Here is an 11817-nt window from a genome sequence, read left to right as displayed (position 1 = left end):
AGATTACTTTGCCCAGACTCTAGCGTTACGGAATAAGCGCATCCAAGGACTAGCACCATCGGGAGTATCTAACCATTCCTTTGGTGCCCAGCTCATCTGCACAGCCCTAAAGACGCGCTCAGGATGCGGCATCATGACTGTGAAGCGTCCGTCTGGAGTTGTAACACCAGTTAAGCCACCAGGCGAACCATTTGGGTTCATTGGGTAGGTTTCAGTTGGATTACCTTGGTGATCCACAAAACGTAGAGCAGCTAGCCCTTGTTTCTGAAGTGCCTCCAAATTGCCTTGTTGGCTAAAGTTAGCAAAGCCCTCGCCATGCGCAATAGCGATAGGTAGCTGACTTCCTGTCATACCCTGTGTGAAGATAGAAGGTGATGCCATCACTTCAGCCATCACTAATCGTGCCTCGTATTGCTCAGATTGATTGCGGGTAAATTTAGGCCAAGCTTCAGCGCCAGGAATGATTCCTGCTAGATTGCTCATCATTTGGCAACCATTACAGACGCCTAATGCAAAGCTATCTTGGCGATTAAAGAATGAGGAGAATTGATCACGTAATTGAGCATTAAACAGAATAGTTTTCGCCCAACCCTCACCCGCTCCCAATACGTCTCCATAGCTAAATCCACCGCAGGCAACCAGGCCACGGAAATCTTCTAACTTGGATTTACCAGAAAGCAGATCTGACATATGAACATCATAGCTATCAAAGCCAGCCCAATTCATGGCATAAGCCATCTCTACATGAGAGTTAACGCCCTGCTCGCGCAAAATGGCAACCTTAGGCCTAGCATTCTTGTTGATGAATGGTGCGGCAATATCGTCAGCAACATTAAATGTCAGCTTTGGTGACATTCCACTATCGGCAACGTTATCAAGAAGTGCAAACTCACTATCAGCGCAATCTGGGTTATCGCGCAAGCGAGCGATCTGATAACTCGTGTTAGCCCACATCTTTTGCAGGACTTCACGTGGCTCGGCAAAGATATTTTTCGCATCACGCCAAATTTCAATTCGGCCATTGGTATTTGGTTTTGCAATAACGTGACTGTAAGCGCTTAGGTTCAATTTACGCAACACAGCAAATACTGCGTCGCGATCTGCTTTACGAATCTGAATTACCGCACCAAGTTCTTCATTAAATAAAGCACGCATGGTTTGCTCATGACGTCGACCGGACACTTGTTGCGCCCAGTTTTTAGCATCACCCCAATCAGCCTCTTGGCCAATATCAACGGCAATCATGTCGACATTCATTGAAATGCCGGTATGCGATGCAAATGCCATCTCTGCAATACAGGCGAACAAGCCGCCGTCAGAACGGTCATGGTAAGCCAGCAACTGATCTGCTTTGCGCAGCTCAATGATGGCAGTAGCAAGTGCCTTCAGATCTTCTGGGTGATCTACATTCGGGGCTGATTTACCAGATTGATTGAGTACTTGAGCAAGAATGCTTCCCGCCATGCGGTTTTTACCGCGACCTAAATCAATCAAGATCAACTCAGTTTCTAATGCTGCGTCAGTTTCATCTTTGAGTTTAAGCAAAGGTGTTGTAGTTTTACGAACGTCCTGGACTGCAGCAAAAGCAGAAATAATTAAGGAGACTGGAGAAACCACTTTCTTGGCTTGATCGCCCTCTTGCCATGCAGTAGCCATCGATAAAGAATCTTTACCTACTGGAATAGAAATTCCAAGGGCTGGGCACAACTCCATACCGATCGCTTTAACTGAGTCATACAATTTGGCATCCTCACCGGGTGCACCGCAGGCAGCCATCCAGTTAGCTGACAACTTAACATCCTCTAGGCGACGAATATCCGCAGCCAATAGATTGGTAATGGCTTCACCAACTGCCATCTTGGCAGCGGCTGGTGCATCAATCACGGCCAATGGAGTACGCTCGCCCATGGTCATAACTTCACCACGGTAGCCCTTGTAATCCATCAAGGTAACTGCACAGTCCGCAACAGGAACTTGCCATGGCCCAACAAATGGATCACGAGCATTGAGACCACCAACGGTACGATCGCCAATAGTAATCAAGAAGGATTTGCTGGCAACTGTTGGTTGTTGCAGAACCCAAGCAATGCATTGGGCAAGATCAGCGTCAGTGACATTTAATTCATCAAACTGTTGAGCAACGCGCTTCACGTCACGATGCATACGTGGTGGCTTACCTAACAATACTTCCATTGGCATATCAATGGGCATTGCAGCATCAGTACCAGCAACTGCTTTGTTATCACCCAACTGGAGCTGTCGTTCGGTAGTTGCTTCGCCGACCACAGCAAATGGGCATCGCTCACGTTCACAGAGTGACTTAAACAGCTCTAGATCTTTAGCTTCGATAGCCAATACATAACGTTCTTGAGATTCATTACACCAAATCTCCGCGGGACTCATGCCACTTTCCTCTAGTGGAACATTGCGCAATTGAAATTGCGCACCTAGACCGGCGCCATCAGCAAGCTCTGGGAATGCATTGGAAATACCGCCTGCACCAACATCATGAATTGAAACGATTGGATTATTTTGACCCATGGCAATACAAGAGTTGATTACCTCTTGTGCACGGCGTTCCATTTCAGGGTTGCCGCGTTGGACTGAATCAAAATCTAAATCTGCAGTATTAGTTCCAGTTGCAACAGAACTTCCAGTTGCACCACCCATGCCGATTCGCATACCAGGGCCACCCAATTGAATAAACAAATGACCCGCTTTAATTTCTTTCTTAGCGGTGTGGATTGAATCAATACTTCCAATACCGCCGGCAATCATGATTGGCTTGTGATAACCGCGACGCACACCTTCTAAAGTTTGCTCAAATACACGGAAATAACCACCTAGAATCGGGCGACCAAATTCATTATTAAATGCTGCGCCACCTAATGGCCCTTCAATCATGATCTGAAGTGGTGTGGCGATTCTCTCTGGTTTGCCATACTTTTCAGACTCCCAAGGCAAATCAGTACCAGGGATATTAAGGTTTGAAACAGAGAAGCCAGTAAGACCTGCTTTAGGACGCCCACCAACACCAGTGGCACCTTCATCACGAATCTCGCCGCCAGCACCAGTAGAGGCTCCTGGGAATGGTGCGATCGCCGTCGGGTGATTGTGGGTCTCCACCTTCATTAGGGTGTGAATAAGACGGGTATCTTTTTCGTAACGACGACCCTCACCTTTAGAGGACCAAGTTTCGGACTCGGCTCCCACCATCACTGCTGAGTTATCAGAATAGGCAACGATCGTACCTTCTGGCTGCAGTTGATGCGTATTGCGAATCATCGCAAATAGAGATTTCTCTTGATCGTCACCATCGATCGTCCAGCTTGAATTGAAAATCTTATGGCGGCAATGTTCGCTATTCGCTTGCGCAAACATAATTAATTCAACATCACTTGGATTTCGCTCAAGGCGAATGAAATTCTCAACCAGATAAATCACTTCATCTTCCGATAAGGCAAGGCCAAGTTCTTGGTTTGCTTTATCCAAAGCAGCCCTACCCTCAGTTATTACCGGGATACGGACAAATGGGCGATCAGGCAGGGATTGATACAAAGCACTAGCTTCGTTGACATCTGAGATAACAGCCTCGGTCATCCGATCATGCAAAGCGCCTAACACTAACTGCTGTTGTTCTGTGCTGAGTGATTTTTTACTCTGCCATGCATACTGAACACCACGCTCAATACGCAGGACCTGAAGTCCACATTGGCGAGCAATATCAGTTGCCTTACTAGCCCATGGGGAAACAGTCCCAAAGCGAGGAATAGCAATCGCAGATTGTTTATCAGCGGCTTTAGTAAATAAGGAGCCACCCTTCAATTGAGGTACAAAAGGTTGGCCGTAAGTCAGAAGACTCTCGAGCACCTCTTTGTCTTTGGCATTGAGCTCTGGCTCAGACCAAACGAAATGAAGGTATTGAGCCTCTATGGACTCAAGAAGAATTCCTTGGGCTGCGAGCGAGGCTAAAAGTCGCTGTTGGCGGAAGGCTGAAAGGGCATTTGCCCCGGGCAAGCAACAGAATGATGACATGCGAAGATTATAAGGTTTTGCTTAAACCAGGCGGCCGCCCTGAAGACTTAATTGACGTCCGCACCGAGCAGCCAAGGCTGGATCATGGGTCACCAGAACCAAGGTTGAGGAATTCTCATGATTTAGCTCAAAAAGCAGCTCGATCACCCTATTTCCGCTAGCCTCATCCAGGCTCCCGGTTGGCTCATCTGCAAAGAGAATGGCAGGCTTATTAATGAAAGCTCGGGCCAGTGCCACGCGTTGCTGCTCGCCCCCGGAGAGGGTCTTTGGAAAGTGATTGGCGCGAGACCCTAAACCGACCTTTTCCAGACAATCAAGGGCTGCCTGTTTTGCATCCGACTGTGATACGCCAGCCATTTCTAATGGAAGCATGACGTTCTCTAAGGCCGTTAGGTGTGGCAATAGCTGAAATGATTGAAAAACAAAGCCAACATACTGGCCGCGCAATCTAGCCCTACCATCCTCATCGAGCAGATTAAGGGGTTGCCCCATTAGGTCAATCTGACCAGTACTTGGCAGATCTAAGCCAGCCAGTAGACTTAACAAGGTGCTCTTTCCAGAGCCAGAGGCTCCAACAATGGCCACGCTTTCACCCTGCGTAATTTGAAAGCTCAAATCTTGCAAAATACTGAGGTTGCCGTCAGCCGTATTTACCAGCTTGCCAACACGATCGGCAACAATGGAATTAGACTGTTTGTTCATGTAGAAATTTTCTAGAATGGAAAAATGCGGAATAAGCTTGTTAGTGCCAATAAATTGATTACAGGGCTATTTTGCCTCTTAATGAGCATTTCTTCCTGGGCTCAAGTTAGGCCAGTCATCCTGGTATTAGGAGATAGTCTTTCAGCTGAGTATGGCCTGCCACGAGGAACGGGCTGGGTTAGCCTGCTTGAAGAGCAATTATCCGTGGAGAAGAGCCCTTGGACGGTATTCAATGCCAGCATTAGTGGAGAGACAAGTTCAGGAGGTCTAAGTCGTCTTCCTACACTCCTAAATCAAAAGAAGCCGGGGATCGTTCTGATTGAGTTGGGGGCAAACGATGCTTTACGAGGATTGCCTGTAAATCAGACTGAAGCCAATCTTCGGAAGATGATTCAGATGAGCAAAAAATCAGGCACCAAGGTATTACTTTGCGGTATTCAGATTCCCTCTAATTATGGTCAAGCGTACACCACACAATTTAAGAAGCTCTACCCGCAGATTGCAAATCAAGAGCATGTCGAGTTGCTGCCATTCTTTTTAGAAGGTGTCGCCACAAGGCCTGAATTATTTCAGGCGGATCGCCTACATCCCAATGTAGCGGCTCAGAGCATTATCTTTAAAAACGTATGGGGCTCAATGGCCCCATACAGTAACTTGCTGAAAAAAATACCTTAGCCTTAGCTACCCGCACTACCCGAGCTAGCTTGTTTGAGTGGGTTAATAAGCTTAACGACAGCGCTATTGCGCCAATATCCCATAAAACCTGCAAATTCAGATTGCGCGGCCAATGATTGAATTTGCTGCGCCTGTGCTTTGTGTACTTTTGCATCTACTGAGGCCGGTTGTCGAACTTGATCAACGCGATAAATCGTGGTGCCCACACCTGGATTCGCAACCGAAACCACCGCTGGTAATTTATTTGCGTCAATGGACATCACCTCATCCATTGATGGGCCAACCAAACTGCCGGGCTTGTTACGTGAAATCCAGTTTGCGCTTCCAAAGCCGGCGGTATTCTTCGGATCTTTTTCCAGGGTAGCGAGTTTCTCGCTAGCGGCGGCAATAGCCAACTTCTCTGCAGCACGTTGGCTGACTTGGCGCTTCACTTCCGCTGCAACATCTTGGTAAGGCAAGATTTGAGCTGGATGCAAAGTCACTACTCGAGCAGATACGAATACGCCTGGGGCTGTCTGAACTGCTTCTGTATTGCGCTTGTTCTTCAGAGCCTCATCACCATAAAGTGACTGAATCACTTTAGGATTGGCTAAGGGGTGATCCTTAGATACGCCAGGTGCTCCAGCACGAGTTACACCCTTCTGGGATTGAATGTTGAGCTTTAATTTATCAGCAGCAGGCTTCAAGCTATCCGACTGATCGTAAGTCATATTTGCAAACTGATCGGCCTTTTCGTTAAATACTTTGGAATCTTCTTTTGGATCCGCCTTGAGAACAATATATTCAACATCAATATATTCAGGACGCTCAAATAATTTGGAATTCGCTTCATAAAAAGCTTTTAACTCATCAGCACTCGGATTTACTTTTGATAAATAATCTTTGGCGTTGAACTGTATGGTCTGAACTTGTCTTTCTGTCTCGTACAAAGATAAAACAATTTCGGATAGTTTTGGGCTAGCCAGTTCCGTACGGGCAACCGAGTTCAATAACTGTTGAATTTTTAAGTCAAAGCTTTGACCAGCATAAAACTGCTCTTCGTTCATGCCATTGCTTGCGAGCAACTGTTTGAAACGAACATCATCGAATGTGCCATCTTGACGATATAAAGCACGAATCTGAGGGATCTTCTGCAGACTGTTTACAAGCTCTTGTTTCCCCACTTGCAAGCGTAGGTCACTCACTGCAAATCCGAGGATGCGCTGTTGTAGCAACTCATTCAAAATAGCCTGACGAAATGGCAAGCTTTGTGCAATCTGAACATTTCCGCCAACACGCTCCGCTTGACGCTTTGCAGCCATGTCAACTTCTTGGGCGGTAATTGGCCTTCCATTTACCTTCACGATATCGGTTTCTTTGTCCATGAACTCGGAATAACTAGATATTCCGAATAAGGCAAAAGAAGGGACGATAAATAGCATCAATACAAACTGCAGAATTTTTTGGTGCTTACGTACGGAATCAAACATGAATTAATCGCTCGAAAATAAAGTCAATGATGCGAGTGTACTAGGCGGAAGGTCTAGAGGAACTAGAAAGCCTATAAGAGGACAAACAAATGCGATCTGGGAAACTGGTGGGCGCTGACGGGATCGAACCGCCGACATTCTGCGTGTAAGGCAGACGCTCTACCATCTGAGCTAAGCGCCCCAAATTAATACAGACGAGATTGTAACCCAGTGTGGAAACAAAAGAGAGATTCTTCATCAAAAAGCATCTAAATAAAGTGCACAATCTGACTCAAAATCCCTCAATCATCCCCAGCCATCAATGCTTTAAGGCCTCTCCAGAAGAAATCTTTTCATTGGCCTTACTTGCTTCAGCAGCCTTTTTAGCAAGCTCCTCAGGCGTTGGATCGGGCAAGGCAACGGGTTTGCGTTCCAAAGCCAATTCTAGGACCTTATCAATCCATCGGACAGGTACGATCTCAATCGCATTCTTGACGTTATCGGGAATATCGATCAGATCCTTGACGTTTTCCTCGGGAATTAAAGCCAGTTTGATACCACCGCGATGCGCTGCCAATAGCTTCTCTTTAAGACCGCCAATTGGCAATACTTCGCCACGCAAAGTAATCTCACCAGTCATCGCTACATCAGAGCGAATCGGGATACCCGTAAACACCGATACCAAGGCCGTTGTGATCGCAATACCGGCTGATGGACCATCTTTTGGCGTAGCACCATCTGGGAAGTGGATATGAATATCTTTCTTTTCAAATGCCTCATCCGCAATTCCAAGTGCTCTCGCCCTTGAACGGACCACAGTTTTGGCTGCCTCAACTGATTCCTTCATGACGTCTCCAATGGAGCCAGTACGGGTAATAACACCCTTACCAGGCATCACCGCCGCCTCAATGGTCAATAGATCACCGCCAACCTCGGTCCAAGCTAAACCAGTTACTTGGCCAACTTGATTCTCTTTTGCAGCAAGTCCAAAGTCATACATCTTCACAGACAGGAACTTCTCAAGATTGTCAGAATTTACAGTGACTGGTGCAGCCTCTTTCTTAAGGAGAAGCAGCTTCACCACCTTACGGCAGATCTTGCTGATTTCACGCTCTAAAGAACGAACACCAGCTTCACGTGTGTAATAACGAATCATGCTGCGAACTGCTGACTCTTCAATCTTTAATTCGTCTTTCTTGAGACCATTATTTTTAATCTGTTTAGGGATCAAATAATTGGTAGCAATACTGGTTTTCTCGTCTTCGGTATAGCCTGCAAGGCGGATGATTTCCAGTCGATCCAATAAAGGACCGGGAATGTTCAAGGAGTTTGATGTAGCAACAAACATCACATCAGATAGATCAAAATCAACCTCAACATAGTGATCCTGGAATGTGTGATTTTGCTCTGGATCTAAAACCTCAAGCAATGCGCTCGCAGGATCGCCACGGAAATCCATACCCATCTTGTCAACTTCGTCCAAGAGGAACAAGGGGTTGCGAACACCCACTTTAGTTAAGCTAGTAAGGATCTTTCCAGGCATGGAGCCGATATAAGTACGGCGATGGCCGCGGATCTCAGACTCATCACGCACGCCACCCAAAGCCATACGCACAAACTTACGATTAGTTGCGCGGGCAATCGATTGTCCTAGAGAAGTTTTACCAACGCCAGGAGGGCCAACTAAACAGAGGATCGGAGCCTTGACGCGGTCAACACGTTGTTGGACAGCGAGATACTCCAAGATGCGCTCTTTCACTTTATCCAATCCATAGTGATCCTCATCCAACACTTTTTCAGCGTTGGCTAAGTCATTATTAATCTTGGTCTTTTTCTTCCAGGGAAGATTAACCAGGGTATCAATGAAATTGCGTATCACCGTTGCTTCAGCAGACATTGGTGACATGAGTTTGAGTTTCTTCAACTCAGACTCTGCCTTCTTCAGCGCTTCCTTAGGCATACGAGCGGCTTTGATACGCTTCTCGAGTTCCTCGAGATCTGCGCCCTCTTCACCCTCACCCAATTCTTTTTGAATAGCTTTTACTTGTTCGTTCAGGTAATACTCGCGCTGGCTCTTTTCCATCTGACGCTTTACGCGTCCACGAATACGCTTCTCGACTTGCAAGATATCGATCTCACTTTCGAGATCAGCCAAGAGGCTTTCTAAGCGCTGCACCACATCGGTCATTTCCAACAAACGTTGCTTCTGTTCTAGCTTCACTGGTAAATGCGCGCAAATGGTATCCGCCAAACGGCTTGGATCATCGATGCCGCCTAATGAGGACAGAATTTCTTGAGGAACTTTTTTGTTTAGTTTTACGTACTGATCAAACTGGGCCATGATGGCACGACGCAATGCTTCAGTTTCATGCGCATCTAATGCTGTCATTGAAGTGGGCGTAGCTTCGCAACAGAAGTAACCTTGACTATCTTCAACTTGACTCACTTCAGCGCGCTGGACACCTTCAACTAATACTTTTACGGTACCGTCAGGCAGTTTGAGCATTTGCAGAATATTGGCGATACAGCCGACCTCATAGAGGTCCTCTACGCCAGGCTCGTCCTTAGCAGCTGTCTTTTGTGCCACTAAAAGCACATTTTTGCCAGTTTCCATGGCGGCTTCTAGTGCTTTGATTGATTTTGGGCGACCCACGAACAAGGGGATGACCATATGTGGAAACACCACAACATCCCTTAAAGGGAGAAGCGGTAGTTGAATAGGTTCAGAGGGTAGTAATAAGTGGCCAGGCATGGGGCAATTCCTCCAAAATAGTCATTCCGTAAAAATCTCTAAAAATGCCGCACCACTACATACGGACATAATTTAGGAATAGGATACTACCTATATGGGTGCCACCAAGCGAAAAACAAGGGGTAAATAGGTCAAAAGCGATCAAAAACCCTCGGAAAACAGCAAAAAAGACTAAAAATTAGGCTTTTTTACTCATTTCTGTAGATTCTTCACCTTGCTTGTAGACCAGAATGGGCTTTCCGCCCTCAGCAATGGTACTTTCATCGATTACTACCTTCTGAACATTCTTCAAAGAAGGCAAGTCGTACATCACATCCATGAGGGAGCCCTCAAGAATAGAACGGAGTCCGCGAGCACCAGTCTTGCGTGCAATCGCCTTCTTGGCAATGGCTGACAGCGCTGCTGGACGAACCTCAAGCTCAGAGCCTTCCATTGTTAATAGCGCCTGATATTGCTTTACCAAGGCATTCTTAGGCTCAGTCAGAATCTGAATTAAGGCGGTTTCATCTAACTGCGCCAAAGTTGCTACAACCGGCAAACGTCCAATTAACTCAGGAATGAGGCCAAACTTAATTAGATCTTCTGGCTCCACTTCGATTAAGAGATCACTAACACCACGATCATCTTTACCTGGAACCGTGGCATTAAATCCAATACCCGTCTTCGCAGTGCGCTGTTGAATGACCTTCTCAAGGCCATCAAATGCGCCGCCGCAGATAAATAGGATATTAGTTGTATCAACTTGCAAGAAATCTTGGTTCGGATGCTTGCGTCCACCTTGAGGTGGTACAGAAGCCATTGTGCCCTCGACGAGTTTTAGCAATGCTTGCTGAACGCCCTCACCTGATACATCACGAGTAATAGATGGGTTATCAGACTTACGGGAGATCTTGTCAATCTCATCAATGTAAACAATTCCACGCTGCGCTTTTTCTACGTTGTAATCGCAAGCTTGTAACAACTTTTGAATAATGTTTTCTACGTCTTCACCGACATAACCAGCTTCAGTCAATGTCGTTGCATCCGCCATCACAAATGGAACGTCCAACATGCGCGCTAAGGTTTGCGCTAGTAATGTTTTACCGGAGCCGGTCGGGCCAATCAACAAAATATTGCTCTTCGCCAATTCAACGCCATCTACCATTGCTTTAGCAGGAACTTTAGATTCTTTCTTATCAGCAACCTCAACAGGTTTGCCATCCTTATCTAACTTCTCTTTTTTAGGCTTAGGCAAATACTGCAAGCGCTTGTAATGGTTGTAGACAGCTACAGCTAAAGTCTTCTTCGCATGATCTTGACCAATCACGTACTGATCTAAATTCTCACGGATCTGGTGTGGCGTTGGTAAAGCATCATCGCCCTCAGTCTTAGGAAGCTTAGCGAGTTCTTCTTGAATGACGTCGGTGCATAGGTCAATACACTCATCGCAAATAAATACAGAAGGTCCGGCAATCAGTTTCTTTACTTCATGCTGACTCTTACCGCAGAAAGAGCAATACAGAACTTTATCTGCGCTATTGGTAGTATTTTTATCGCTCAAGGTGGATATCTAAAGAATAAATTGGTATTAAGGACGCTTATCGATTACTTTATCGATCAAGCCATACTCCTGAGCCTGATCAGCAGACATGAAGTTATCGCGATCAGTGTCCTTAGCAATCGTTTCAATTGATTGACCAGTGCGATCCGCCAAAATCTTGTTCAAGCGTTCACGTAAGTAAAGAATCTCACGAGCTTGGATTTCAATATCAGAAGCTTGGCCACGTGCACCACCTAATGGCTGATGAATCATCACGCGTGAATTAGGCAATGCATAACGCTTGCCCTTCTCACCAGCACACAACAAGAATGCACCCATACTCGCAGCCATACCCATACACAAAGTGCTGACGTGTGGCTTGATGAATTGCATGGTGTCGTAGATTGCTAAACCAGCAGAAACAGAGCCGCCAGGAGAGTTGATGTACAGAGAAATTTCTTTGTCTGGGTTTTCACTCTCCAGGAATAACAACTGGGCAATCACTAAGTTTGCGGTTTGATCATTTACTTCGCCAACCAAGAAAACAACACGCTCTCTCAATAAGCGGGAGTAAATGTCATAGGCTCTCTCACCTCGACCAGAGGTTTCAATCACCATTGGAACCAAACCCAAACCTTTGGGTTCTAAATTCTCAGACTGGAAATGATTCTGGTTCATGTGATCAG

Annotated in this window: 7 protein-coding genes and 1 tRNA gene; 1 reads left to right on the top strand and 7 read right to left on the bottom strand. The window is 46.2% G+C overall.

Annotated features, from left to right (window positions below; translation table 11 throughout):
• Nucleotides 1-3: 3 nt before the first annotated feature.
• Both purL and ICN16_RS01415 read right to left on the bottom strand, forming a co-directional pair.
• Nucleotides 4-4035, bottom strand: a complete 4032-nt coding sequence (gene purL / locus ICN16_RS01420; protein ID WP_216133266.1) for a phosphoribosylformylglycinamidine synthase — start codon at nucleotides 4033-4035, stop codon at nucleotides 4-6.
• Nucleotides 4036-4056: 21 nt separating this feature from the next.
• Nucleotides 4057-4737 (bottom strand): ABC transporter ATP-binding protein, encoded by a 681-nt coding sequence (locus tag ICN16_RS01415; protein ID WP_216133265.1) that lies wholly within the window; start codon nucleotides 4735-4737, stop codon nucleotides 4057-4059.
• 81 nt (nucleotides 4738-4818) lie between these two features.
• On the opposite strand from ICN16_RS01415, the gene ICN16_RS01410 reads away from it, so the two are divergent.
• Complete coding sequence (locus ICN16_RS01410; RefSeq protein ID WP_255533552.1) at nucleotides 4819-5412, top strand: arylesterase; 594 nt, start codon at nucleotides 4819-4821, stop codon at nucleotides 5410-5412.
• 2 nt (nucleotides 5413-5414) lie between these two features.
• Here ICN16_RS01410 and ICN16_RS01405 read toward each other — a convergent pair whose 3' ends face one another.
• The 5 genes from ICN16_RS01405 to clpP form a co-directional block, all read right to left on the bottom strand.
• Nucleotides 5415-6881 carry a peptidylprolyl isomerase gene (locus tag ICN16_RS01405; RefSeq protein WP_216133263.1) on the bottom strand — a complete coding sequence of 489 codons (1467 nt, stop codon included), beginning with the start codon at nucleotides 6879-6881 and terminating at the stop codon, nucleotides 5415-5417.
• Between the two features lie 105 nt (nucleotides 6882-6986).
• Nucleotides 6987-7062: transfer RNA gene (locus tag ICN16_RS01400), tRNA-Val, on the bottom strand.
• A gap of 117 nt (nucleotides 7063-7179) precedes the next feature.
• Complete coding sequence (lon, locus tag ICN16_RS01395; protein WP_216133262.1) at nucleotides 7180-9612, bottom strand: endopeptidase La; 2433 nt, start codon at nucleotides 9610-9612, stop codon at nucleotides 7180-7182.
• A gap of 178 nt (nucleotides 9613-9790) precedes the next feature.
• The gene (clpX, locus tag ICN16_RS01390; RefSeq protein ID WP_216133261.1) at nucleotides 9791-11152 is read right to left on the bottom strand and encodes an ATP-dependent Clp protease ATP-binding subunit ClpX; all 1362 of its coding nucleotides are present in this window, start codon (nucleotides 11150-11152) and stop codon (nucleotides 9791-9793) included.
• A gap of 27 nt (nucleotides 11153-11179) precedes the next feature.
• On the bottom strand, nucleotides 11180-11809 hold the full coding sequence (clpP, locus tag ICN16_RS01385) for an ATP-dependent Clp endopeptidase proteolytic subunit ClpP (protein WP_015421102.1): 630 nt from the start codon (nucleotides 11807-11809) through the stop codon (nucleotides 11180-11182).
• Nucleotides 11810-11817: the final 8 nt, after the last annotated feature.

It is taken from the genome of Polynucleobacter sp. es-MAR-4 (assembly GCF_018882055.1).
Taxonomy (GTDB): Bacteria; Pseudomonadota; Gammaproteobacteria; order Burkholderiales; family Burkholderiaceae; genus Polynucleobacter.
The sequence above is the reverse complement of the archived record's forward strand: the minus strand, read 5'-3'. Positions and strand labels throughout refer to the sequence as shown.